Raw genomic sequence first — 23438 nt, 5'->3', positions numbered from 1 at the left:
GATCTCCTACCACATGAACTGGCCGCCGTCGACGATCAGTTTCTGACCGGTGACGTAGCGGCTGAGCGGACCCACGAGGTATTCGAGGGCGTCGGCGATGTCGTCCGGAGTGCCGATGCGTCGCTGCGGGATCTCGGTAAGGACCGCGGCGCGGTGCTCCGGCTCGTCGAGCCGGAACCGTTCGACGAGTTCCTGGGTCTCGGTCATCCCGGGGATCAGGCAGTTGACCCGGATGGTGGGGGCGAGCTCCAGGGCCAGGCACTTGGTGAGCTGCAGCAACCCTGCCTTGGAGGCCGCGTAGTTGACGCCGTTGTTCCGGGGGCGCAGGCCGGTGGTCGCACCGACGTTGACGACGGTTCCGGTGCCGGCGTCGAGCATCGCCGGGGCAAAGGCCTGGGTGAGGTGGAAGGGGCCTGACAGGTTGGTGTCGAGCACGCGCCGCCAGTCCTCTTCAGTGAGTTCGAGGAAGGGGCGGTCGATGTTGATGCCCGCGTTGTTCACGAGCACGTCGGGCACACCGTGCTCGGCGAGTACGTGCCGGGCGGCGGCACGCACGGACGCACTGTCGCCGAGATCGGCCTGCACCGTGACCAGTCCGTGCTCGTCGGCGGCGCGCAGCGCCGCGTCCTTGTCGGAGCGGTACAGGGCAAGCGTGCGGTAGCCGAGCCCTCGCAGCCGCCGGGACAGCGACAGGCCGATGCCGCGGGTGCCGCCGGTGACGACGGCGAGGGGTTCCTGGCGGGTCATCGGGGAGTCTCCTGTGGTGTGTCGGCAAGGCGAGTCAGGAAGCCGTCCAGGTGGGACAGGAGCGGGGGCGTGTGCTCCGGGGTGAAGACCTCGAAGTGTCCGCACTCGAGTGCGCGCACGGTCAGCCGGTGCGTCAACTCACGCCAGCTGTCGATCTGTTCGGTGCGGCCCGGACTGTCGCAGGCCACCAGCAGCGCGGGGCCTTCGTGGCGTGCCCGGGTTCGGTGTGCGGCACTGGCCTCGACGTGGGCCATGGCCGTGCTGCGGGCACGTGCGGCGTCCGCGCTGCCACCCAGGTGGCTGACGGACCGCTCGATGGCGTCCAGGAACTCACTGCGGTCGCCGGCGCTGACGGTGGTGTGCTCGGTGAAGCTGTCGACGAGTACGACGGCGGGGGCGGGGCCCTCGTCGGCCATGCGTGCGGCCAGCTCCCAGGCGAGCACGCCGCCCAGGGACCAGCCGACCAACAGGCCGGGCCGTTCGGGCAGCTGCGCCAGTAGGTCGAGGTAGCTACGGGTCATGTCCGTGACGCTGTCGTGCGGGGTCTCACCGGGCAGCAGCCCGGCGGCCCGGATGCCGGACACACTGCCGTACCGGGACAGCCGGGCGGCGAGGGCCAGGTACTGGCCGAGTCCGCCACCCGCCGGGTGGACGAGGACGCTGTGCAGCGGTCCGGGGCGTCGGGCGAGCGGCACGAGCAGCCGGGAGTCGTGGGTGGTAGCCGGCATCAGGTGTCCTCGCGCAGTGCGGTGATCCACGCGGCCTGCGCGCGGATGGTCGGATCCTGGAAGAAGTCGAGGATCGGGATCTGGACGCCGTGCTCCTCCTCGATGGCGGCGCTCGCGGCCATGACGGTGAGCGAGTGCGCGCCGTGTGCCACCAGCGAACGGTCGATGGGGACCTGGCTTTCGCCCAGTCCCAGCAGACTCCCCCACATCCGCTGGAGCGCGGCGATCAGCGGGTCGTCGGACGTGGTGGTCGCGGTGTCGTGGGCATCGGCCTCCTCGCGCAGGGCCTGCTGAGCCCGGTCGGAGAGCAGGGCGCGGTCCACCTTGCCGTTGCGGGTGGTGGCGACGGTGTCGAGGGGGAAGACCCGCGCGGGCACCATGTAGCCGGGGAGGGCGCCCGCGACATGGCGGCGCACGTCTTCGGGGTCGGCCTCGGAGCCGTCCTCCGGCAGGAAGAACAGCGCCAGTCGACGTTCGTGGCCCGTGCCGTGCACCACCGCTACCGCGCGGCGCACGTCGGGGTGTGTGAGGGCGGCGGTCTCCAGTTCGCCGAGTTCGACGCGGTATCCGCGGATCTTGACCTGGTCGTCGTCGCGTCCGAGGAAGACGAGTGCGCCGCTCTCGTCGCGCAGGACCTGGTCCCCGGCCCGATACATACGGGCTTCGGGATCGTCGATGTACGGATCGGGCAGGAACCGCTCCTCGGTGCGGGCCGGATCATTGACGTAGCCGAGCGCGGGGCAGTCGCCTCCGAGATACAGCTCGCCGGGCACTCCACGCGGGGCCAGGTGCCCTGTGCAGTCCACGACATGGGCCGTCACACCGGTGATCGGGCGGCCGATGGGGACGTGGGAGGGCCAGGGCCGGTTGTCTGCGGTGAGCCGGTGCGTGGTGACGGCGTGGGTCTCGGTGGGCCCGTACAGGTTGACGAGTCGCAGGTGCGGGCGCGCGTCGAAGAAGTCCCGTGCCCGGTCGTCGAGCAGGAGTTGCTCGCCGGACACGCACACCTGCCGCAGATGCGGCAGCTGGTCGCCGGCGTCCTGTGCGGCCCGAACGAACGCGGGCAGCGCGGCGACCGGAAGATACACGTGAGACACGCGGTGGGCACGCACCCGTTCCAGGACGGCGGGCAGGTCCCTGCGGTCGGCGGGCTCCCGCGAGACGAGAGTGCCGCCGGCGGCCAGGGTCGGCAGGATCTCCTGGAAGGAGACGTCGAAGCCGAGCGGCGCGTACTGCAGGAAGCGGGTGTGCTCGTCCATGTCGAGGGCGTCGAGCTGCCACTCGGTGAGGTTCATCAGCGGGCCGCTGTTCATCAGCACGCCCTTGGGCCGGCCGGTGGACCCGGAGGTGAACATGATGTAGACGCCGTCGGACGGGCCGACCGTGGCGGGTGGCTCGTACGTCATGTCAGGCCGCCCGGTGGCCAGTTCGGCCGGCGTGACCAGGTCGATGCCGTCCACCGGATCCGGCCCCACGACGAGGCGGCAGTCCGCCTTCTGTGTCATGTAGGTCAGCCGCTCGCCGGGCAGGGTCAGGTCGAGGGGGAGGAAGACGCCGCCGCGGGCGAGGGTGGCCAGGACGGCAACGACCGTGTCCACGAGCGTCGTCGTGGTGAGACCCACCACGGTGCCCCGGCCGACACCGCGTACCGCCAATGTCTGCGCGGCGGCCGTGACCAGGTGGTCCAACTCGGCGTAGGTGAGGCGGCGTTCGCCCTCCTCGACGGCGATCCGGCCGGGCCGGTCCGCCGCGGCAGCCTGGACCACGCGGTACAGGTCGGGCTGTGCCAGGGGGCGTCGGAAGCCGTCGTGGGCGCGGGAATCCTCGGGCGAGGAGTCCACGAAGAGGTCGGCGACGGTGCGGTCCGGCCGGGCGACGGCCCGCGTCAGCAGCCCGGTCAGGGAGGCGGCCAGCGCGTTGGCCAGGGCCTCCGGGAGCAGTTCGCGGTCGCTCTCGAGCTCGAGCAGCCAGCCGTCGGCGTCGGGGGTGACACCCAGCCAGAGGTCGAATTTGGCCGTGCCGTTGCCGTGTTCCCGCACGCGGCGTACCACGGAGCCCGGCTCGACGTCGGTCGCGTCCTGTGCGGCGAGCATGCAGGAGAAGACGGGGTTGCGGTTCGTCGAGCGGTCGGGGTCGACGTGCCGGACGATGCGGTCGAAGGGGACCGCCGCGTCGGTCTTTGCCCGGTCGGTCTCGGCCCGGACGGTCTCCTTGACGAAGACGTCGAACGGGGCGTCCCAGGTGACGTCGACCATGAGCGGCAGCGTATTGACGAAGAAGCCGCACAGGTCGAAGGAGCCCAGGGTGCGGCGGGCCATGACCGGGCTGCCGATGACCACGGTCGCGTTGCCGCTGTGCCGGGCCAGCACAGCGGCGTGGGCCGCGGTGAAGAAGACGAAGGGGCTGACGCCGAGCCTCGCGCACAGGGCGTCAAGGTCGGCGGAGTGCCGCGCGGACAGCCGGATCTCGCGCCGGGCCCCGGTGAAGGCGGTGCTGGTGGGGCGGTTCGGCCGCGGACCGAGGACGGTGGCCGGCGTCGCCCGCAGGCGGTCGGCCAGCGCGATGGCCGCGCGCTCGGTCCGCTCGTCGGCGGCGGAGGCCAGTTGGGCCTCCAGCTCCCGGTGCAGCGCCCGTTCCCGGGCGACGCGTACGGTCTCGACGTCCAGGGTCCGCCGGGCGGCGGCGGTCAGGTCGCGGACGAGCTGGCGCAACGAGAAGCCGTCGAACACGAGGTGGTGCACCACGATCAGCAGCGTCGAGCGCGAGCCGTCGTCGCAGCGCAGCAGCACGGCCCTCAGCAGCGGAGACCGCGTCAGGTCGAAGGCGGTCTCCCCCAGGTCCGCGAGGAGTTCGTCGCGCCGCTGCACGTAGGTGGCCGGGTCAGTGGCGACCGTGCGCAGGGGCGCCTCGTCGGGCACGTCATGGAGGACGGCGCACGGGTCGGCTCCTTCGCGGACGGCCACGCGGAGCGCCGGCTGTACGGCGAGGACCGCGGTCAGGGCCGAGGAGACGGTTGCGGTGCTCAGGGTGGGGTCGAGCTCCAGCTCGGCCACGACGTTGTACAGGTGCGGGACCGGTACCGTGCGGTGCACGACGAGCAGCCCCTTCTGGGCCGCGGTCAACGGCAGGGTGGTGGTGACGGTGCCCGTAGTCGTGGCCGGGGTCTGCGGCGCGATGGTCATCGGACGCTCTCCTTGGGGGCGAGGAGTCCGTGCAGCCACCGCCGCAGGTCGCCCACCGTGTGCACGGCGGCAAGCCCGGTCGGGTCGATCTCCTGATCCGGGTCGGTGATCAGCTCACTGGCTATTCGCAGTACGGAAAGCGAATGCAACCCCACTTCAGCCAGCGGGGCATGGTCGTCGAAAGGCACTCGGATGTGCCTGGAAATGGCTGAGCCGATTTCCCCGTCAGCCCTCTCGCCCGCATGCTTCATTACTCAGACTCCTCGGGAAAAGGTCGCTTCCTGGCGCACCGCAAATCATTCAGCAGAGCGGTCGCGGCGGTCAATGACTGCCTTGCCCGCCCATTGAAGGGTTTGATTGCGCGCCCCACCCGGAGGAGTTCATCAAGGAATTCAATGACAAAGAGGAGGCCGGTTTCCCGGCCTCCTCTTTGCTGCTGGGCGACGCGCAGCCCGCGTACCGGCCCTCCTCAGGCGCGCGGGTCGCCGAACGCCTCCGTCAGGACGGGCCTCGTCAGGACGCGCAGGAACGGCGGAACGGTGAGGGCGACCGACACGGCGAAGACGCCGAAGGCGAGCCGCAGGCCGAACCACTCGGCGAGCAGGCCCATGAGCCCCGCACCCACCGGCATGGCGCCCCAGCTGAAGAGGCGACTGACGGAACCGAACCGGCCGAGCATGTCGTCGGGCACGAGGCGCTGCGCCAGGGTCCGCGCGTTCACCGTCCACAGGGTGCCACCCATGCCACCCAGGAATGCGGCGGCAGCCACGGCCCACAGATTGGTCGTCAGCGCGGGTACGGCCATCATCGCGAAGGTGCCGAACAGGTCGGCGAACATCACCCAACGGCGGCCGAAGAAGCGGTTCAGCCAGGTGATGGCCAGCGCGCCGGCGAGGCCGCCGACCCCCAGGGCGCTGAGCAACGTGCCGTACTCGCGCGAGTTCAGGTGCATCACGGAGGTGGCGAACAGCGGCATCAACGCGAGCCAGGCGCCCCAGCACGCGCACAGCACGGTCAGGATGAGGGCCATGGTGCGCAGCAGCACGTGCTGCCACAGGTAGCGCAGGCCCTCGCCGATCTGTACGCGCACGGCCGCGGGCGCGCCTCGCTCACTGTCGTGCCGGACGGCGCGGAACCGGCCGACCAGCAGGATCACGACGAGCGATGCGGCCAGGTAGGACACCCAGGTCGTACCGAGGGCGATGCCGGTGCCCCCCGCCAGGAGCAGGCCGCCGACGAAGGGGCCCGCGAACTCGTTGCAGACCGTCTCCGCGCCGGCGATCCACGTGTTGGCCCGCTCCCGGCCCTCCGGCGGAGTCAGCGCCGGAATCAGGGCGGTGGCCGAGGTCAGGGCGATGACTTCGGCAATTCCGAGCACCGCGCCCGCGGCGCAGAGCACCGGGATGGTGACGGCATCGGCGGCCGCGAGCGGCATCAGCGAGCCGAGCGCGATCAGCCGCAGCGCGTTGGCGCCCCACAGCAGCCTGCGCCGGTCGAGGCGGTCCACCAGGACACCGACGTGGAGCGCGGCCAGCAGCCACGGCAGGGACAGCGTGAGAGACACCGCGGAGACCTGGGCCGGGGAGCCGGAGGCCTGGGTCGCCATGAGCGGCAGGGCGATCTTGGTGACGCCGTCGGCGAGATTGGTGATCGCCGTGAAGACGAGGAGGACGACGGTGTTGCGGGTGCCGCGCCGGGCGCTGGGGGGCGGCGCGGAGGGCACGGGCTCGGACGCCGGCGGCGGGTCGGCGAGCGCCACCGGCGCCTTCGCGATGTCGACGCTGTGTTCACTCATCAGTCTCCCCTAACCGTCTAAACGGTTTTGCTGGTGAATCTCGCCCGACCGAGTCTGGCACGGAAGCCCCTCCGCCGCTACCCGGTCAACGCGATAGCCGGTTAGCCACATGTAAACTGGCCCTCTTCCCAGGAGGTGGCTCATGCTCGACGCCCCGGCATCCGCCCAGCTGGTCCAGGCGTTCGCCAACACGCTCGACGTGGAGGAGGGGACCGACGAGCTCGACACGGCCCACAAGCTCGACACGTGGCTGCGCGAGCAGGGGCTCCTGCGCGGTGGCACGCGGGTGCACGCCCCGGACCACTCCCTGTGCCTGCGCATGCGCGCCGGCCTCCGCGAAGAGCTGGGCGTCCACGTGGGCGACCAGCCCGACCCGGCGCTCCTGCGCGAGGCGACCGCGGCGCTGCGCGAGCTACCGGTCGTGGTCACCACGGGAACGGCCGGCATGGCCACCGGCAGCCACGGCGTCCTCGCCCCCGACCCGGATCTCACGGCCCCCCGGAAGGCCCTCGCGGCTCTCGCGATCGCCTGGAGCGAGCTCGCCGTCACCGGCGAGGCCGCGCGACTCAAGCGCTGTTCCGAACATGCCTGCGCCTGGGTCTTCTGGGACACCTCGAAGAACCGCAGCCGCCGCTGGTGCTCCATGCGGGTCTGCGGAAATCGCGCGAAGGCCCGCCGGTATGCCGCCCGCCAGAGCACGGAGGCGACTTCCGGGACGCCCGCCGAATAGCCTCCGCTCTCGACCCCGTCACCGCAAATAGAGCATTTCGATATTCTATCGCCGCCCCGCACCGCGGGGCCGCCCCCTTGACTCCACCTGAATGCGCGGCAAAACATTCTCGGGACGCCCTCGGCCCGATTTCCCGCCGCCGCTCATTTCCCTCTCCGCCCCTGCAGGGGCGGAGTATCCACGAGGAGTCCAGATGAACGCCACCAGGACCCTGTACGACTGGTTCGCGCACTCCGTTGCCCGACATGGCGACCGACAGACCGCGCTCGAGGTCGCCGGCGAGGTCGTGACCTACGCCGAACTCGACGCACTCAGTGCACGCGTCGCGGGCGAGCTCGTCGCCGCGCACGGCGGTGTGCCCGCCCGGGTCGGCCTGCTGGCCGCGCGCAGCACGGCCGCCTACGCCGGGTATCTCGCCGTGCAGCGTCTCGGCGCCGTCGTCGTACCGCTCAACCCGCTCTGGCCCGCCGCGCGCAACGCGACGATCGCCGCGGACGCGGAACTCGACCTCGTGATCACCGAAGACCGCACGGACCTGGGGGTCCGGGCAGTGGAACTCTCCGCGGCCCGGATGGACACCCTGCGGACGGCCCCGGTCCCCGAGCTGCCGAACTCGCCGGCCGGGGACGACGACCTCGCCTACATCCTGTTCACCTCGGGCTCGACCGGTCGCCCAAAGGGGGTGCCCATCGCCCACCGCAATGTGTCCGCGTATCTGAGCCATGTGATCCCGCGCTACGAACTGGGCCCCGGGGCCCGTGTCTCGCAGACCTTCGACCTCACCTTCGACCCGTCCGTGTACGACATGTTCGCGGCCTGGGGCTCGGGCGCCGCGCTCATCGTGCCGGACAAGGCGGACCTCCTGGCGCCGGTGCGGTTCGTGAACCGGGCGCGCATCACCCACTGGAACTCGGTGCCCTCGGTCGCCTCGATCGCGATGCGCCTTCGGGCGCTCAGGCCCGGCTCCATGCCGACACTGCGCTGGAGCCTGTTCTGCGGCGAGGCCCTGACGTTGCGTCATGCGGAGGCGTGGCAGGCCGCCGCCCCGCAGTCCGTGCTCGAGAACATCTACGGGCCCACCGAAATGACCGTTACCTGGACCGAGTTCCGGCTGCCGCGCGAGCGAGCGGCCTGGCCGCGACCGGCCAACGGCACCGTCCCCATCGGAACCCCCTACCCCGGCCAGGAGCACCTCGTGCTCGGGGAGGACGGCAGGCCCGCCCCGGACGGCGAGCTGGTCGTGCGCGGCTCGCAGCGCTTCCCCGGCTATCTGGATCCCGCCGAGAACGCCGGCAGGTTCGTGCGCATGGAGGACGGCCGCGCCCGCGTCCACGACGGCACGCAGCCCCTCACGGACGCCCACTGGTACCGCACCGGCGACCGGGTGGGCCTTCTCGACGGGGAACTCGTCCACCTCGGTCGGCTCGACCACCAACTCAAGATCCGCGGCTACCGCGTCGAACTCGGCGAGATCGAGTCGGCCCTGCTCGATCTTCCCGGCATCGCCGAGGCCGTCGTCCTTGCCGTGCCCGGCCACGGCGACGACGTCGAACTCGTGGCCGCGTGCACCGGATCGGTCCCGGACACCGCCGCCCTGCTGGAGCGTCTCGGCACCCGGCTGCCCGCCTACATGGTCCCGGGGTCCGTCACTGTACTGGACGGCCTGCCGCTCAACGCGAACGGCAAGGTCGACCGCAAGGCACTCACCAACCGGCTCACCGCGTCGGTCACCGTCTGAGCCACTCACCGCACCACAGCGTCGACCGGGCTCCGCAGTACGGAACCCGGTCGACGTCAGCACGCGGCACGCAGCACGGCGCCGTCCCTCGGGTCGTCCTCGGCCGTCACCTGACGGGCCGCGTCGAGGACGGTCGCGAAGGAGGGGTCCTCGTCGAGGCCCCGACGCCAGACACACTGCGAGTAGACCTCGAAAGGGGGCCACCACCCGATGCGTCCGAGCAGACCGTCCCGCAGCTCGTCGCGGACCACCACGGTGGGCAGCAGAGCGATCCCGATGCCCTCGCTGACACTGCGCTTCACCGCGTCGACCGAGCCCACCGCGAGCACACCACCGGCCGGCTCACCGCCGGCGGCCAGCACGGACTCGAAGGTGTGCTGGTAGCCACTCCAGCGATGCGCACACACCACCGTGCTCGCGGCGAACTCCCGTGCCGAGCCGAGGGACACCCCCACCAGCGGATGGCTCGGCGCGGCCACCAGGCTCAGGCTTTCCCGGCGCAAGGTGTGATGGCGCACGTCGGGTGTCACCGGACGTGGTCCGATGAAGAACGCACAGTCCACACGCTCCTCCCGCACGAGCGCGACGGGGTCGTCGTCGAGCGTGCGCAGGGACACCCCCAGGGTGCGGTGACGCAGATGCAGATACTCGATCAGAGGGACGAGCCGGTACGTAGTGATGCACTCGGCTGCGCCGATCGCCAACGAGGGCGCTTGGCCCGCGGGTTCGGAGACGGAGGTCTGCGCCAGTTCGCTGAGCTTGACGATCCGTCTCGCGTAGCTGTGCAGGCGCCGACCCGCGGAGGTGAGCCGGGCGCCGCCGGCCGTGCGGTCGAGCAGCGGCGCGTCGAGGATCTGCTCCAACGCCTTGATGCGTGCCGTCACCGTCGGCTGAGCCAGCCCGAGCAGGCGGGCGGCCTGGGTGAAACTCCGTGACTCCGCGACCGCCAGAAAGGCGTCGAGTTGTTTTATGTTCATGGCTGCGGTCGATCCCCCAATCATTCGTGATACGAAGCTCGATACCCAGGGTGGGACCCTACGGATATTGAAAGGGAGTTGCACCGGACCTCGGTGTTGCCGTCACCAATACCACTGGTGGGCACTTGCTCGCAGCGCGCTGCCGGGCGAACCATGGAGGCATGTCCTCGCCAGCCGCGCCTCCTCAGATTCAGCGTCCCGTCGACCACGATGAATTCCGCGCCACCTTGGGCAGATTCGCCACCGGGGTGGTGGCCATCACGGCCCTGCACGGAATCGACGACGAGCCTGCGGGCGTCGTCGTCAATTCGTTCACCTCTGTTTCCCTGGATCCCGCCCTGGTGTTGTTCTGCATGGCCACCACGAGCAGCAGCTGGCCCAAGATCCGTACAGCGCCGCGGTATTGCGTGAACATACTCGGCAACAGCCAACGCGAGATCAGCACCCGGCTCGCCGCCCGGGGAGGGGACAAGTTCCAGGGGCTGAGCTGGAGCACCACGCCCAGCGGAACGCCCGTTCTGGACGGGACGCCGGCGTGGCTGGAGTGCTCCACCGAGGCCGAGTACCCGGCCGGTGACCACGACGTGGTCGTCGCCCGGGTGCACCGCATCGGCGGCCACGGGGCGGACACGCCCCTGCTCTTCTATCGCGGCTCGTACGGCCGGATGGCCGACTGAGTACCTGCCTCACCCTTCCCACCGAACCAACGCGAGGTACCTCTCCATGACAGCAAGCACCGACCCCCGCAAGCCCATTGGCGTCGGCATCGTCGGCCTGAGCGCCGACGGCGGGTGGGCCTCCCGGGGCCATGTACCCGCGCTCCAGGCCGTGGCCGGCTACGAGCTGCGCGCACTCGCCACCTCCTCCGCGCAGTCCGCGGAGCGCGCCGCCGAGGCGTACGGCGTCCCGGCGGCCTACGCCCATGTGGACGACCTGGCCCGCGACGAGAACGTTGACCTCGTGGTGATCGCCGTACGCGTGCCCCGGCACCGCGAGTTGATCCTGCCGGCGCTCCGGGCCGGTAAGGCCGTGCTGAGCGAGTGGCCTCTCGCCACGGACCTGGCACAGGCCGAGGAGCTCGCCCTGCTCGCCGAGCAACACGGCGTGCGCACCGCGGTCGGCCTCCAGGCCCGCTCGGCCCCCGCCGTGCGCCACCTCCGCGACCTGATCGCGGACGGCTACGTGGGCGAGGTCCTGTCGACCACGCTGGTCGGCTCGGGCGGCGGCTGGGGCCCGGCCGTGGGGTCGGGCGGTGCGTACACGGTCGACCGGCGCAATGGGGCGACCCTGATGACCATCCCGTTCGGTCACACCCTCGACGCCCTGACCATGTGCCTGTCCCCGTTCGAGGAGTTGAGCGCGACGACGGCCACGCGACGCCCGACGGTCCAGGTCTCGGACACCGGTGAGCGTATCCCGATGACCGCCGAGGACCAGATCGCCGTCTCCGGCCTGCTGGACGGCGGGGCGGTCGCCTCCCTGCACTACCGCGGCGGGTCGAGCCGGGCCACCAACCTGCACTGGGAGATCAACGGGACCGACGGCGACCTGGTGGTGTCGGGAAGCCTCGGGCACCTCCAGTTCGGCCAGTTCACCATCAGCGGTGCCCGTGGCAAGGACACGCGGCTCGCGCCGCTCCCCGTCCCGGACGGCTACCAGGACGTGTCCGGACTCGAGGGGCCCGCGGCCGTGGTGGCGAACGCGTACGCCCAGCTGCGTGAGGACCTGCACACCGGCAGCAGCACCGTTCCCGACTTCCGGCATGCGGTCGAGCATCACCGGCTCCTCGACCGGATCGCCAGGTCCGCCGAGACCGGGACGCGCCAGTAGCGGCCCGCTACTGCACGACGGCCGATGCCCTGCCGGACGCTGCCGGCAGGGCATCGGCCGTCGTGCATACGAGAGGATGTCAGGCCACGGCACCTTGGGACCGGCAGGACGCGACGAGCCGGGCGCACACCGCTTCCGCGTGCTCGTAGAGATAGAAGTGCCCGCCCGGCCAGGTGTGGCAGGACACCGGGCGGCTCGCGTGGGCCGACCACTCGGCGAGTGCCGCCGGCGGGGCCAGCGGATCGTCCTCGCCCCCGAACACGGACAGCGCCGTGCGCAACGGGGTGCCAGGGGCGTAGGCATAGTCGTCGACGAGACTCAGGTCGGCACGCAGTGCGCGTACCACCAGTTTCGTCAGCGCGTCACGGTCGCCGTAACCGCCGGGCAGACCACCCAGGCCGTGCACCTGACGCAGCATGCGGTGCGCCGCCCCCGCCCCCTCCAAGGCACGGGGGCGCCCTGTGCCGAATCGGCGCGGCGCCCGGCTGCCCGAGACGCCGAGCCAGCAGGGGGCCCGGCGCTCGGACTCCAGCGTGCGGACGACCTCGAAGGCGAGCAGTGCGCCCATGCTGTGGCCGAAGACGGAGAACGGGCCGGACAGTACGGGCGCCAGGGTGGCGCACAGATAGTCGACGGCTTCCACGGCCGTATGGCACGGCTGCGTCCCGCGGTCCAGCAGCCGGCCGGGCAGATCGACTCCCCAGACCCGCCAGTCCGCGGGCAGATGGGGCAGCAGCGGGGCGAAGCCGCGCGACGAGCCGCCCGCGTGGTGCAGCAGCACCAACGTGTGGGCGGGCTCGACGCGCAGGGCGGGGTTGAGATCCAGGATCGGCACCTCAGGCCGCCAACTCCGCGAGGAAGGAACGCTGCTGGTCGAGCGGTGCCGGATCGTCCTTGTACAGGCACTCCATGGCGAGCCAGTGCACCCGCACCCGGACCTGCGCCGCGGTGCGCAGCGCGACCGCCGCGACGTGCTGCGGACCGCAGGGCACGTCGACCACCTCCCACCCGTCGGGCCGCCGCGCCGGGTCGGCGCCGAGATAGTCGGCCGCCAGGGGGCGGCCGAGGCCGGTGCCGAGGCCCTTGAGGTAGGCCTCCTTGCGCGTCCACAGCTGCCCGAATTCGACGACGCCCGCGGGCGCGGCCGCCAACTCCCGCTGTTCCTCCGGGTGCAGAGCGGGCGTGCACACCTGTGTCGTGCCGGCCGTCGGCACCTTTTCGACGTCGACACCGATCGGCACGGTCGAAATCCCGATGAGGGCCATGCCGTTGCTGTGGGAGAGCGAGAAGTGCACGGGCGTCCTCGGGGACTCCAGGACGGGCCTCCCGTGCGGCTCCTCGCAGCACGGGCAGGGCTCCCTGCCCATCCGGAGGCTGCGCGGATCGGTGTCGAGGTAGGCGCTGAGCAGCCGGCGCAGACCCACGTGCGCGGAGCTGTACAGGAGCCGGCCCGCCTCACGTCGGCAGGTCCCGGCACGGCTTTGCTCGGCCGCGTCGAGTTCGGTGAGGTCCAGTACGCCCGTACAGCTGCCGAGCGGAGGCTGGCGCAGGATCCACAGGTCGGCGCTACTTTGCGGCGGGATCGGCAATGTCACGCTGGTCAGTCCCTGCCTTGGAGGGGGTGAGGAGCCCGACGAGATGCCGGGCGAGCGTTCCGGTGTCGGCGGCACGCAGGATGAAGGTGAGTTCGACCTCGACCTTCAGGGCGGCGGCGATGTGGCGCTGAAGCTCCAGCCCGATCATGGATCCGACGCCCAGGTCGGTCATCGTCTGGTGCCGGTCGACCGCCTCCGCCGGGCACTGCAGGACACGCGCGATCTCCTGGCAGACGAGGTCCTCGAGCAGGCGCTCCTGCTCGACGGGGGCCGCGTCGTGTATCGCGGCCACGGGTGCAGACGGCAGGTCGGGGATGAATTGCTCTTCGGGTTCCGGGGGTTGTTGGGTCATGTCCGACGGGCTGATGGAGAACCAGTCGAGTACGGCCTGATCCACTGTCATCTGTCTCTCTGTGGGGCGTGGTCAAGGGGCGGCAGGCGGCGCGCCGCGGGTCTCCGCGGCGCGCCACCGGCCAGGCCTTTCGGGCCTGCTTCAGTCCGCGGCCGCAGCGCCCGGCGGCAGTTCGTGGGCGAATCCGCAGCGCAGGTTCATGCCCGCGAGCTCGCCGGTGATCTCGACGCTGCGCCACAGTCCGCCGCGCAGCGGCAACAGCCGCCTGCTGCTCAGCGCGGTCCGAGCGACGCGGGGGTCGGCTCCCACCGGCCAGGAGGCCTCGGGCGCCGCTTCGAGGACGGTCTGCATCATCCACAGCGTGTTGCTCTCGGCCCGGCTGATCGAGTCCAGTTCGTACATCAGGACCTGGGCCAGTTGCAGGTTCACAACGAAGGCGTCGACCAGGGAGACGGCCGGCTGCCGGTCGCCCTCGATCCCCTCGCGCGCGGACTCGGGCTCCGCGTCGAAGGTGATGTCGGCGCGCGCGGAGAAGTCCCGCAGATCGATGTCGACGTCGCGGATGTGGTGGCGTCGGCGCTTGAACCCAGCGCCCCAGAAGCGTTCTCCCTCCGGGCCGAGCGCCGCGGTGAGGTCGCTGTGGTGGGCCTCCTCCACGGCGCGGGCGGCGATCTCGTGCTCGATCTCGCAGCGCACCCGCAGATTTCCGACGGTGCAGTCGTGCACCGACCGGAAGCGGCCACGGTGTCCGGGCAGCTCCGCGGTCTCCACCAGGCGGGCCGCGAGCGGGATGTCGCGCAGCTCCTCTTGGGGTGCGCCGCCGGCCCGCAGGACGACCTTTTGCAGCCGCAGGCGACGGCGGGCCGCGCCGTCCAGGCCGTAGCCGTGCGTCAGGTGGAGTTCGGCCAGCTGGACGCCCAGGACCAGGGCATCGACGGTGCTGAGGTGCGGCCGCAGGTCCGTGCCGTCCTTCTTGCGGGACCAGTCGGCCGGATAGCCGACGTCGACCGTGCCCCGCACTCCGGCGTCCGGGGCGTCGGCCGGCGTGACGACGAGGTCGCCGACGCGGTACTCCGCCCGCTGGTAGCCGCGGGAGAAGAACCGGGTCTCGCCCGGGCCCAGGTAGTCGTCGATGGACTGCAGCAGTACGCGTTCGGCGGTGCTCACGTCACACCCCCGCCCCTGTGGCCTGTATGGACTCCTCGTAGGCGGCGATCAGTTCGCGCACGGTACGGACGTCCGTGATGGACCGGTCCCCGGCGAACGGGTCGACGCCGAGTTCGGCCTCGAGCTGCAGCAGCAGCTGGGCGAGCAGCAGCGAGTTGAGGCCGACGGTCAGCAGCGGGTCCCCGAGGTCGTACTGGACGCTGCCCTCGTCGTTGAGCAGTACGTTGTCGATCTCGCGCAGGATGATCCGCTGCACTGCGCTGTTCGGGGCTTGGGTGTTCTTCAGCATGTGATGCCTCCGTCGATGACCATGGTTTGTCCGGTGATGAAGCGTGACTGGGGCGTGGCGAGGAAGAGGACCGCGTCGGCGATCTCGTCCACGGTTCCCAGCCGTCCCAGCGGTGTGCGCTGCTGGATCTTTTCGCGGTTGCGCGAGGTGACCTCCGCCGTCATGTCGCTGTCGAAGAACCCGGGCGTCAGGGTGTTGACGCGCACGCCCTGCGGCCCGAGTTCGCGTGCCATGCTGCGGCCGAGGCCTTCGAGGCCCGCCTTCGCCGCCGCGTAGACGGCCACGCCCCGGTATCCCCGGATGGCGTTGATGGACGAGATGTTGACGATGCTTCCGCCGCCGGCCCGCACCATGAGCCGGGCGCAGGCCTGGGACAGGTGCAGGGGCGCCAGGAGGTTGACCCTGATCAGTTCGTCCATCCGCCCGGGGGCGGCGGTGAGGAACAGCTCCTGGTGCAGTACGCCGGCGTTGTTGATGAGCAGGTCGAGGCGGCCGAACCGGCTGCCGCAGTCTCGGGCGAACCTGCGCAGCTCCTGGGAGTCGGCCAGGTCCACGGACTCCCAATGGAAGGCGTCCTGGTGCTTCTCGGACATCTGCGCGATGAACTCGTTGGACGTCCGGCTGAAGGTCGACACGCACCAGCCGTCGGCGAGCAGCCGCTCGACCAGGACACGGCCGAGCCCCCTGCTGCCACCGCTCACTAGGGCGACACGGCGGCCCGTCGGCATCGGGTTGGCGTTCATGCCGCGGCCCTGACCTTCTTGAAGCGTTCGGAATGGTGGTCGTCCTGTGACACCTCCACCAGGAGCGGCACCTTGTACGACTCCAGGCGCTTGCTGCAGAACAGCCGCACCTGGCGGGCCACGTCCCTGGGGTCGGCGGGACGCGTCAGCTTCACGAGTGCCTGGACGACCTGGCCGGTGATGTGGCTGCTGCGGCCCGAGACGGTGGCGTCGGCGATGAGGTCCATCTCCAGCAGGACGTTCTCGACCTCGCTCGGGTACACCTTCTCCCCGGCGACGTTGATGAGCTCCGACTTGCGCCCCAGGATGCGCACGTAGTCGCCGTCGACCTCGACCGCGTCCTGGGTGTTGAAGTAGCCCTGCTCATCGAAGGGCGCCGGCGCGTTGAGGTAGCCGAGCATGGCCATGTCCGAGCGGATCCACAGGATGGAGTCACGTATCTCGTACGCGAACCCTTCGCCGCCGAGCTTGACCCAGAGGCTGTCGTCGCCACGCGACTTGGTGGCCAGGATGCCGAGTTCCGACAGGCCGTAGGTCTGCTTGAGACGCACTTCGGGCAGTGCCTCGTGGAGCTTGTGGAGCACGCCGAGCGGCATGGGCTCCGTTCCGTAGGTGATCAGCCGTAGCGAACTCAGGTCGTGGCTCGCGTACTCCCCCGAGATCAGCAGCATGTTCAGGAAGGTCGGTGTGGTGGGCAGTACGTGGATGTGGTGGGCGGCGATCGCGGCGCACACCGTGGCCGGGGTGCGCTCGGCGATGGTGACCAGCGCCCCGCCCTGGCTGAGGGTGTGCAGCAGCGTATTGATGCCGCCGATGTGGTCCAGGTTGAGAAATCCGAGTGTGCGGCTCGCCCTGCGGATCTCGCGGTACTTGCCGAGCATCTTGGCCATGTCGAGGACGGTGGCCTTGCTTCGCCCGGTGGTTCCGGAGCTGAAGAGCACCAGGCCGGGGGTCGTGGCGCCGCGCAGGTTGCCGTAGAGCTCGTGCGCCGCGCGGCGCCCCGTGCGCTCGAACCGGTGCCCGGCGGCGGAGGCCCCGAGGGTGACCACCGCCTCCACCTCGGCGACGTCGAGGAACTCGGCGCGCTTGGCGGTGGGCAGGGGGGCCATCGGAACGGCGATCGCCGCCCGCTCGATCAGGGCGAGCAGCCCGGCGCAGGCCTCGACACCGCTCGGGCCCTCCAGCGCGACGACGTCCCCGGCCCTGATGCCGTGCTCGTCGAGCAGCGCGCCCCACCGGGCGGTGAGCTCAAGTACGCGCTCATAGCTGTACGTTCGGCCGTCGAAGACGATCGCATCGGCGTCCCCGAATTGTTCCAGTCGTTGAAAGAACCAGGCAGTCATGCGCTCTCCGACATGTCATAGAGGGCTGGGGCGAGATGGGTCTGTGCGGTGCGTCCGGGCGTGGCCCAGGGGGCGGGCCGGGCAGGCCAGTTCGGCAGAGGGAGGCCCGGTGCCGGAGGTGTGCCCGGCAGCAGGGGCCACCCGTGCGCGCGTGCCAGCGTGCGCAGCCGATCGTCCCCTCCCACGACGACGGCCGATCCCGCCGCCTTGAGCAGCGGAAGGTCCGAGATGTGGTCGCCGTAGGCGATGGACTCGGAGGCGTCCACCGCTCGTTCGATGAGGATCTTCACCGCCGCGTCGGCCTTGGCCGTGGCAATCATGGGCGGCCCGTCCAACGTGCCGGTGTAGCGGCCCTGTTGGATGATCGGGACGGTGCAGCGGATGTCGTCCGCGCCGAGGTGCTCGGCGATGAGGCGCAGCGGAGCAAGGAACGACCCGGAGACGAGGACGATGTGTGCGCCCTGGCTCTGGTGCCGGCGCAGCTCGGCGACGGCGGGCTCGTGGTAAAAGCCGCCGGTGGCCAGTTCGGCGTCGATCCAGGCCCGCGCCATCGCGGTCATCAGCTCCGCGTCGAGGCCCGCGAGACCGGCGTAGTAGGCGCGGTTGACCGCCTCACGCGGACATCCGAGGGCCGTCATGGCCTTGAGTTCGCACATCCGGTCGTCGAAATCCCGGCGGGGGTGGCCCAATGCCGCGTGATAGTAGGCCAATAACCGGGACATGCTGCCCGAGGTGGTCAAGGTGTGATCCACATCGAAGAAGGCAACTTTCGCGCGTCTCATCTGTCGGTACCTCCTGGGCCTGGGCGAGGGGAAAGCGACGCGACGGAACACTGAATGCGGTGTTCGGTTTCTTCGTGGACTTCGAATGGAAGTTCTTGCTTACGAAATGAATCATCGCAGCGAAGAGCCCAGCGCCCCAGACTTCAATGTCACCGGCTTCCACGACGCAACCGTCAAGAATCCTGCCGCTGCCACCAATACGCACAGCGGCACCCCCTTCACGGGTGAGGCCCGGTATCGAGTGAATCGATACCGGGCCCCGGTCTGCTCCGACTACTTTTGATCGTCTGTCAGATCTTTTGCGGCTGCGCGTCCTGCTCCGCGGGAGCGGGGCTCTCGGCGGGCTGCGGGCTCGTCGCCGCAGCCTCGACGGGCTGCTCCTTGGGCTGCTTGCCCAGCGCCAGGGCGAGCCCGACGGTGAGCAGGATGAGCACGGCCGAGGTATACGTCGCGGCCTGCAGGCCGTCGGACAGCTTGGCCGGCGTGGGGTCGGTGCCGGCGACGGCATTGGAGACGGCCACCAGAACGGCCAGGCCGACGGCGGCGCCGACCTGCTGCCCGCTCGTGGCGAGGCCGGAGGCCAGACCCTGCAGGCGCTCCTCGACACCCGCGGTGGCCGCCGCGAACATGGCGGTCCAGATGACACCCTGGGCAAGGCTGAAGATCACGATGCCGGGGCTCATCTGCGCATAGCTCGCGTCGGCGCCCAGGAAGGCGGCGAAGAGGCCGGTGCCGACGGCACCCACGGACAGGCCCATGACCAGCGTGCCGCGGACGCCGATCGCCGTGGACAGCTTGCCGCCGACCATGGAACCGATCAGCACGCAGGCGCAGGGCAGGATGAACGCGAGGCCGGTGGCCAGCGCGCTCCAGTCCCGCACGGTCTGCAGCGCCAGCGTGATGAAGTAGGCGCTCGCGCCGAAGGTGGCCATGAACATGAACGTGATCAGCGAGCCGAGACGCAAGCTCTTGTAGGAGAAGACCTTCAGGGGCACCAGCGGGTCGGACGTGCGCGACTCGATGACGACGAAGGCGACGATGAGCGCCACCGCGGCCACGAAGCTGAGCAGCGTGGTGGGCGCGGCCCAGCCGGCTTCGGGGCCCTGGACGAGCCCGAAGACCAGGAGCAGTGCACCGGCCGTCACGGAGATGCCACCCGGCAGGTCGAAGCCCTGACGACGCTCGACCGGGCGGTCGGCGGGCAGCACCCGCAGGCCGAGCAGTCCGACGCCGACCGCGAGGGGAACGTTGACGTAGAAGATCGCCTCCCAGCCGAAGGCCTGGGTCAGCACGCCACCGAGCAGGGACCCGACGACCATGCCGCTGCTGCCGGTGGCGCCCCAGATCCCGAGCGCCCGGTTGCGCTCGCGCCCCTCGGCGAAGGTGGTGGTGAGCAGCGAGAGGGTCGCGGGGGCCAGGAACGCTCCGCCGATGCCCTGTACGGCGCGGGCGCCGACGAGCATGCCCGGAGTCGTGGCCAGACCGCCGACGACGGAAGCGATCGCGTAAAGGGCGAGCCCGGTGAGGAACATGCGGCGGCGCCCGAGCAGGTCGGACAGGCGTCCTCCCAGGAGCAGGAAGCCGCCGAACGCTACGGCGTAGGCCCCGATGACCCACTGCAACTGCTGGCCGGAGAAGCCCACCCCCTCACCGATGTCCGGCAGCGCGACGAACACGATGCTGTAGTCGAGCGCGATGATCAGCTGCGCCAGCGCCAGCGCGGCCAGGATCAAGGCCGGGCGGCGGGCGGAACCCGATGAAGTCATGGGTCTGAATGCCTTTCTGGATGTTCCGGAGTTGACAGGTGTGTGGTGCGCGCGTCGAGCGGTCGGCGAGGGCCGCTTCAGGCGGGTACGCGGGCCGGCGTGCCCGACAGAGGAACCTCGCGGGCCCACCGCGCCACGCGGTCCGCGACGGCGCCGGACTGCGGATCGAGCAGGATGAGCTGGAGTCCCGGACGGGCGGCGAAATCGAGACAGATCTGGGACAGGCACACCTGACCCAGATCGGGGTGACACACATCCTGCGTGACATGTGTCCCGTCGCCGAAGCGGTGCCTCTCCCACAACTCGGCGAAGGCGGGGCTCGATTCGCACAGGTCCTGAGTGAGAGCGGCGAGCCGCGGATCACCGAGGAATTCGCCGCTGCGGGTCCGGAACCGCGCGACGGCTTCGTCGGCAACCCGTTCCCAGTCGGCGAACCGGTCGCGGGCCCGCGGGTCGAGGAAGAGCGTCTCCAGATAGTTGTGGTTCGTTCCGTCGAGGCCGAGCAGCCGCATCGCGGTGCTGTTGGCCGCCAGGACGTCCCAGTAACGGTCCATGAAGTAGGCCGGCTTGGGCAGGAAGCCGTCGACCACTCGTGCCGCCAGCCGACGGTCGCCGTCCGCCGGGTTCTGCGGCCGCCGCGGCACGGCGTATCCCGCGAGGCGCATCATGTGCAGGCACTCGACCTCGTTCAGACGCAGCACATGGGCGATGGCCTCGAGGATCTCGAGAGAGACGTTCTTCGCCCGCCCCTGTTCGATCCACGCGTACCAGGACGCCCCGATCCCCGCGAGCATCGCCACTTCCTCGCGGCGCAACCCGGTCAGCCGCCGCGAACCGCCGCCCGGCAGGCCGACCTGCTCGGGTGTCACCTCGGCCCTGCGAGCCGCGAGGAAGCTGCCGAGCTCGGCGAACTTCAGGCTCGACGGTCTGGCAGCTACGAGGTCCTGAGTCAGCTTCTGCCGGCAACCCCCCTTGTCCCCCTGTCGCCCCGCGTCGCGCATCCATAGCGCGACACGGGGTGCCGGTGGTCCCGTGACAGTCATCGTGGCCATCCTCCTTTGCGCGTCGACGAACACTCGCCCCCCTTGGGCGCGGCACTACTGAACAACATAGCGTTCGCTCTTTTTGTTCTCCACCCCAAACAGAGACCTTGCTCTGTTTTTACACGGCGCCAGCCCGCGAAGAGGGGCGGAACCACTGGACACGGCTGTGCAACTTGCCCGTTTTTGCCGGTATTTAGCCGCCCGGGTGACCCGCAACCCGAACATGGAACCAGAACATTCGCTCTCCCACTCGGGCAGAGTGCGTGCCGCATGCAGCTTGCACCCCACCCATGACCCTGGGTAATTATAGAGATTGATTGGTTTTTTTAGCTCCGGCCACGGCGGCACCCTTCGACGCGAGGAGACAGATGATGATGGCGAGCCAGCGGCGGGCCGAGCGCACGCGACAGCGCCTGCTCGACGCCGCAGCCGCGGAGATGTCGGAGTTCGGATACGACGGCGCGTCCCTACAGCGCATCAGCAAGGCGGCCGGCGTGACCATGGGGGCCCTCACCTTCCACTTCCCCGCCAAGCTGGACCTGGCATACGCGATCCATGTGCAAGGCGCGGCCCGCACCCGGAAGGCCGTGTCCGCCCTCGCCGAGGCGACGGCGCCCGACGACGCCGACACCCACCTGTCACGCATCGTGAAGATCACGCTGGCCCTGGGCGAGCTCCTCGCGGAAGATGCCGTGGTCCGGGCGGCCGCGCGTCTCACCCGGGAGCGGACACCGAGCCAGTCCGACTGGAAGGACAGCTGGCTGCCCAGCGTGCGGCTCCTGCTCGACGAGGCACGCGAGGCCGACGAGCTGAGTCCGGGCGTGGCCCCCGCCACGGTCACGACGCTGACGCGCTACCTGGTCTCGGGCCTCGAGGAGTCCGCCCTGCCCGACAGCGGAACGGCACCGGTCGCCGAGCTGGCCGACGTGTGGGATCTGATCCTTTCGGGCCTGAAGGCCGCCCACCCGACGCTCGTGCAGCACACACATCGAGACACCTGACCCACAGACCATGTCACCAACAGGGCGCCGGCCGTGTCCGGCGCCCTGTTGGTGACAGCAATGGTGTGCGCAATGGCTGGCCCACCAACGCTGTTGAATCCGGAGTCTGGGCACCTTCTGGAGCCGTTGCCATGCTTCTCACATGGGCCGTCGAGTCCTCGACTCGCAGTGTGGCGCGCCGCGTTCACCCCAACTTCTCGCCCTCACGACTCCACCGGGAGCATCAGTGAACCTGTCCATCTCCGGTACCTACTCCGTCGGCAAGACGATCACCAGCATGGCGATCTCCCACCTGACCGGGATCCCGCGCACCGCGGCCCCGACCATGCGCGAACTCCTCCCCCTCTCCCTGCCGGGGAAGACGCTCGAGGAGTGCAACGGCGCCGAGCTCATCATGCTGATCACGCGGCGGATCCAGGGGCGCGCAGTTGCCGAGAGCCACCTGCCCGGCGGATACATATCGGATGGTTCCGCCCTGCACGAGTGGTCGTACGCCAACGTCCGGGTCAAGGTCGGCATCAACCCCAACGAGTCCGTCGACCTCGACAACGTCGAGATGCCGGACGACGTCCGCTTCTACGCCGAGGTCATGAAGCAGATCGCAATCCCGGCGAAGCAGCACACCAAGAGCAACTACGACGCGTTCGTCCACCTGCCCATCGAGTTCCCGATCGTCGAGGACGGGCACCGCCCGGTGAACGAGCGATTCCGTCAGCTCGCCGAACAGCTGCTCCTGGAGACCCTCGACGAGCTCGAGATTCCGGTGCACATCGTCGGCGGGACAATCCCGCAGCGACTCGCGCGGATCGTCGAGATCTTCGACTTCCCGCAGGTGATGACCATCGAGCAGGCCATCGCCCGCGCCGAGGAGGAGTACGCGCAGCTCGACACCCGAGGCGAGCTGGAACGCCTCGCCGACACTGCCGCCTGACGGCTTCCCCCGCCACCAGCACCGCCCGTACCGGGCACTTCACCCAAGGCAGGCGCCGCGCCTGCACTCACCACTGACTCCTGAGAGGCACACGTGCGAATCGCTTTCGTCGGCGCATACGGGAACGGCAAGACGACCCTCACCACCGAACTGTCCAAGAAGCTCGGCCTGGAGCGCACCCACGGGAGCGCCATGCGCGACCCGGCCGGCGGCACCCCCAAGGCGTTGGAGGAGACCAACGAGCCCGAGCTGATCCAGCTCGCCGTGCGTCGCTACACCGAACGGGCCGTCGAGGAGGCCGCGCACCCCGAGGGCTTCCTGTCGGACGGCTCGATCCTGCACGAGTGGGTGTACAGCAAGGTCCGCCTGGCTGTCGGCCGCCACCCGGAACCGAAGGCCACTTTGGAGACGGCGGTTCGTGACCCGCGCACCCAGGGCTTCGAGGACGTCGTCGACCAGCTGGGCCTGCTCGCCAAGGAGCACGCCCGGACGGGCTACGACGTGTTCGTCCACTGCCCGGTCGAGTTCCCGCTGCCGGAGGGCCATAGCCCGATCAGCGAGCGCTTCCGGACGCTGTCCGACGAGCTGATGCTCGACATCCTGAAGACGCTCGACGCCCCGGTACACATCGTCACCGGGACCTTCGAGGAGCGCCTGAACCAGATCCTGAGCATTCCCGGCGTGTCCGAGTCCGCCTGA

Annotated in this window: 23 protein-coding genes; 7 read left to right on the top strand and 16 right to left on the bottom strand. The window is 70.1% G+C overall.

Annotation, left to right across the window (positions count from 1 at the left end):
* Positions 1-6: 6 nt before the first annotated feature.
* From ACZ7L4_RS12975 to ACZ7L4_RS12955, 5 genes are all read right to left on the bottom strand, one after another.
* Complete coding sequence (locus ACZ7L4_RS12975; protein WP_472101855.1) at positions 7-747, bottom strand: SDR family NAD(P)-dependent oxidoreductase; 741 nt, start codon at positions 745-747, stop codon at positions 7-9.
* On the bottom strand, positions 744-1475 hold the full coding sequence (locus ACZ7L4_RS12970) for a thioesterase domain-containing protein (protein WP_472101853.1): 732 nt from the start codon (positions 1473-1475) through the stop codon (positions 744-746). Before ACZ7L4_RS12970 ends, ACZ7L4_RS12975 begins: the two co-directional genes overlap by 4 nt.
* Positions 1475-4657, bottom strand: a complete 3183-nt coding sequence (locus ACZ7L4_RS12965; protein ID WP_472101851.1) for a non-ribosomal peptide synthetase — start codon at positions 4655-4657, stop codon at positions 1475-1477. Before ACZ7L4_RS12965 ends, ACZ7L4_RS12970 begins: the two co-directional genes overlap by 1 nt.
* The gene (locus ACZ7L4_RS12960) at positions 4654-4908 is read right to left on the bottom strand and encodes a phosphopantetheine-binding protein (protein WP_472101843.1); all 255 of its coding nucleotides are present in this window, start codon (positions 4906-4908) and stop codon (positions 4654-4656) included. The genes ACZ7L4_RS12965 and ACZ7L4_RS12960 overlap by 4 nt, the downstream gene beginning before the upstream one ends.
* 218 nt (positions 4909-5126) lie before the next feature.
* Positions 5127-6452 (bottom strand): MFS transporter, encoded by a 1326-nt coding sequence (locus ACZ7L4_RS12955; RefSeq protein ID WP_472101841.1) that lies wholly within the window; start codon positions 6450-6452, stop codon positions 5127-5129.
* A gap of 142 nt (positions 6453-6594) precedes the next feature.
* On the opposite strand from ACZ7L4_RS12955, the gene ACZ7L4_RS12950 reads away from it, so the two are divergent.
* Both ACZ7L4_RS12950 and ACZ7L4_RS12945 read left to right on the top strand, forming a co-directional pair.
* Positions 6595-7182, top strand: coding sequence for a CGNR zinc finger domain-containing protein (locus ACZ7L4_RS12950; RefSeq protein WP_472101839.1), 588 nt, complete (start codon positions 6595-6597; stop codon positions 7180-7182).
* A gap of 193 nt (positions 7183-7375) precedes the next feature.
* Positions 7376-8920 (top strand): amino acid adenylation domain-containing protein, encoded by a 1545-nt coding sequence (locus tag ACZ7L4_RS12945; protein ID WP_472101837.1) that lies wholly within the window; start codon positions 7376-7378, stop codon positions 8918-8920.
* 56 nt (positions 8921-8976) lie between these two features.
* Here the strand turns inward: ACZ7L4_RS12945 and ACZ7L4_RS12940 are convergent, their stop codons facing one another.
* On the bottom strand, positions 8977-9897 hold the full coding sequence (locus ACZ7L4_RS12940) for a LysR family transcriptional regulator (RefSeq protein ID WP_472101835.1): 921 nt from the start codon (positions 9895-9897) through the stop codon (positions 8977-8979).
* A 161-nt stretch (positions 9898-10058) separates the two neighbouring features.
* On the opposite strand from ACZ7L4_RS12940, the gene ACZ7L4_RS12935 reads away from it, so the two are divergent.
* Together ACZ7L4_RS12935 and ACZ7L4_RS12930 are read left to right on the top strand one after the other, a co-directional pair.
* Complete coding sequence (locus ACZ7L4_RS12935) at positions 10059-10574, top strand: flavin reductase family protein (protein ID WP_472101833.1); 516 nt, start codon at positions 10059-10061, stop codon at positions 10572-10574.
* Between the two features lie 46 nt (positions 10575-10620).
* Positions 10621-11727, top strand: coding sequence for a Gfo/Idh/MocA family protein (locus tag ACZ7L4_RS12930; RefSeq protein ID WP_472101831.1), 1107 nt, complete (start codon positions 10621-10623; stop codon positions 11725-11727).
* Positions 11728-11806: 79 nt separating this feature from the next.
* Here ACZ7L4_RS12930 and ACZ7L4_RS12925 read toward each other — a convergent pair whose 3' ends face one another.
* The 10 genes from ACZ7L4_RS12925 to ACZ7L4_RS12880 all read right to left on the bottom strand — a co-directional run bounded on the left by ACZ7L4_RS12925 (position 11807) and on the right by ACZ7L4_RS12880 (position 20807).
* Entirely contained in the window at positions 11807-12562 is a 756-nt protein-coding gene (locus tag ACZ7L4_RS12925) for a thioesterase II family protein (protein WP_472101829.1), read from the bottom strand.
* Position 12563: 1 nt separating this feature from the next.
* Positions 12564-13322 (bottom strand): 4'-phosphopantetheinyl transferase family protein, encoded by a 759-nt coding sequence (locus ACZ7L4_RS12920; RefSeq protein WP_472101827.1) that lies wholly within the window; start codon positions 13320-13322, stop codon positions 12564-12566.
* Entirely contained in the window at positions 13294-13725 is a 432-nt protein-coding gene (locus ACZ7L4_RS12915; protein WP_472101825.1) for an acyl carrier protein, read from the bottom strand. Before ACZ7L4_RS12915 ends, ACZ7L4_RS12920 begins: the two co-directional genes overlap by 29 nt.
* Positions 13726-13815: 90 nt before the next feature.
* Entirely contained in the window at positions 13816-14841 is a 1026-nt protein-coding gene (locus tag ACZ7L4_RS12910) for an AvrD family protein (RefSeq protein ID WP_472101823.1), read from the bottom strand.
* Position 14842: 1 nt separating this feature from the next.
* Entirely contained in the window at positions 14843-15130 is a 288-nt protein-coding gene (locus ACZ7L4_RS12905; RefSeq protein WP_472101821.1) for a phosphopantetheine-binding protein, read from the bottom strand.
* Complete coding sequence (locus ACZ7L4_RS12900) at positions 15124-15873, bottom strand: SDR family NAD(P)-dependent oxidoreductase (RefSeq protein WP_472101819.1); 750 nt, start codon at positions 15871-15873, stop codon at positions 15124-15126. The genes ACZ7L4_RS12905 and ACZ7L4_RS12900 overlap by 7 nt, the downstream gene beginning before the upstream one ends.
* Positions 15870-17216, bottom strand: coding sequence for a class I adenylate-forming enzyme family protein (locus ACZ7L4_RS12895; protein ID WP_472101817.1), 1347 nt, complete (start codon positions 17214-17216; stop codon positions 15870-15872). The genes ACZ7L4_RS12900 and ACZ7L4_RS12895 overlap by 4 nt, the downstream gene beginning before the upstream one ends.
* Positions 17213-17998: an HAD family hydrolase gene (locus tag ACZ7L4_RS12890; RefSeq protein ID WP_472101815.1), complete on the bottom strand. Its 786-nt coding sequence runs from the start codon at positions 17996-17998 to the stop codon at positions 17213-17215. The genes ACZ7L4_RS12895 and ACZ7L4_RS12890 overlap by 4 nt, the downstream gene beginning before the upstream one ends.
* 290 nt (positions 17999-18288) lie before the next feature.
* On the bottom strand, positions 18289-19764 hold the full coding sequence (locus ACZ7L4_RS12885; RefSeq protein WP_472101814.1) for an MFS transporter: 1476 nt from the start codon (positions 19762-19764) through the stop codon (positions 18289-18291).
* 77 nt (positions 19765-19841) lie between these two features.
* Positions 19842-20807, bottom strand: a complete 966-nt coding sequence (locus ACZ7L4_RS12880) for a helix-turn-helix domain-containing protein (protein WP_472101812.1) — start codon at positions 20805-20807, stop codon at positions 19842-19844.
* 374 nt (positions 20808-21181) lie between these two features.
* Between ACZ7L4_RS12880 and ACZ7L4_RS12875 the strand changes: the two genes are divergently transcribed.
* From ACZ7L4_RS12875 to ACZ7L4_RS12865, 3 genes are all read left to right on the top strand, one after another.
* A complete protein-coding gene (locus ACZ7L4_RS12875) occupies positions 21182-21808 on the top strand; it encodes a TetR family transcriptional regulator (protein ID WP_472101810.1) in 627 nt (208 codons plus the stop codon).
* Between the two features lie 226 nt (positions 21809-22034).
* Positions 22035-22739 carry an AAA family ATPase gene (locus ACZ7L4_RS12870; RefSeq protein ID WP_389281173.1) on the top strand — a complete coding sequence of 235 codons (705 nt, stop codon included), beginning with the start codon at positions 22035-22037 and terminating at the stop codon, positions 22737-22739.
* A gap of 93 nt (positions 22740-22832) precedes the next feature.
* Positions 22833-23438 (top strand): AAA family ATPase, encoded by a 606-nt coding sequence (locus tag ACZ7L4_RS12865; protein WP_472101808.1) that lies wholly within the window; start codon positions 22833-22835, stop codon positions 23436-23438.

This window comes from Streptomyces sp. NPDC107575 (genome assembly GCF_055657265.1).
Note: the sequence above shows the minus strand (reverse complement) of the source record. Positions and strands in the feature narration are given on the sequence as shown.

Excerpts from the sequence above, each read along its gene's own strand:
- ACZ7L4_RS12970 (WP_472101853.1), bottom strand. The coding sequence starts at position 1,475 with ATGCCGGCTACCACCCACGACTCCCGGCTGCTCGTGCCGCTCGCCCGA.
- ACZ7L4_RS12935 (WP_472101833.1), top strand. The coding sequence starts at position 10,059 with ATGTCCTCGCCAGCCGCGCCTCCTCAGATTCAGCGTCCCGTCGACCAC.
- ACZ7L4_RS12905 (WP_472101821.1), bottom strand. The coding sequence starts at position 15,130 with ATGCTGAAGAACACCCAAGCCCCGAACAGCGCAGTGCAGCGGATCATC.
- ACZ7L4_RS12885 (WP_472101814.1), bottom strand. The coding sequence starts at position 19,764 with ATGACTTCATCGGGTTCCGCCCGCCGCCCGGCCTTGATCCTGGCCGCG.
- ACZ7L4_RS12965 (WP_472101851.1), bottom strand. The coding sequence starts at position 4,657 with ATGACCATCGCGCCGCAGACCCCGGCCACGACTACGGGCACCGTCACC.
- ACZ7L4_RS12880 (WP_472101812.1), bottom strand. The coding sequence starts at position 20,807 with ATGACTGTCACGGGACCACCGGCACCCCGTGTCGCGCTATGGATGCGC.
- ACZ7L4_RS12895 (WP_472101817.1), bottom strand. The coding sequence starts at position 17,216 with ATGACTGCCTGGTTCTTTCAACGACTGGAACAATTCGGGGACGCCGAT.
- ACZ7L4_RS12890 (WP_472101815.1), bottom strand. The coding sequence starts at position 17,998 with ATGAGACGCGCGAAAGTTGCCTTCTTCGATGTGGATCACACCTTGACC.
- ACZ7L4_RS12930 (WP_472101831.1), top strand. The coding sequence starts at position 10,621 with ATGACAGCAAGCACCGACCCCCGCAAGCCCATTGGCGTCGGCATCGTC.
- ACZ7L4_RS12900 (WP_472101819.1), bottom strand. The coding sequence starts at position 15,873 with ATGAACGCCAACCCGATGCCGACGGGCCGCCGTGTCGCCCTAGTGAGC.
- ACZ7L4_RS12960 (WP_472101843.1), bottom strand. The coding sequence starts at position 4,908 with ATGAAGCATGCGGGCGAGAGGGCTGACGGGGAAATCGGCTCAGCCATT.
- ACZ7L4_RS12940 (WP_472101835.1), bottom strand. The coding sequence starts at position 9,897 with ATGAACATAAAACAACTCGACGCCTTTCTGGCGGTCGCGGAGTCACGG.
- ACZ7L4_RS12955 (WP_472101841.1), bottom strand. The coding sequence starts at position 6,452 with ATGAGTGAACACAGCGTCGACATCGCGAAGGCGCCGGTGGCGCTCGCC.
- ACZ7L4_RS12975 (WP_472101855.1), bottom strand. The coding sequence starts at position 747 with ATGACCCGCCAGGAACCCCTCGCCGTCGTCACCGGCGGCACCCGCGGC.
- ACZ7L4_RS12875 (WP_472101810.1), top strand. The coding sequence starts at position 21,182 with ATGGCGAGCCAGCGGCGGGCCGAGCGCACGCGACAGCGCCTGCTCGAC.
- ACZ7L4_RS12950 (WP_472101839.1), top strand. The coding sequence starts at position 6,595 with ATGCTCGACGCCCCGGCATCCGCCCAGCTGGTCCAGGCGTTCGCCAAC.
- ACZ7L4_RS12945 (WP_472101837.1), top strand. The coding sequence starts at position 7,376 with ATGAACGCCACCAGGACCCTGTACGACTGGTTCGCGCACTCCGTTGCC.
- ACZ7L4_RS12915 (WP_472101825.1), bottom strand. The coding sequence starts at position 13,725 with ATGACAGTGGATCAGGCCGTACTCGACTGGTTCTCCATCAGCCCGTCG.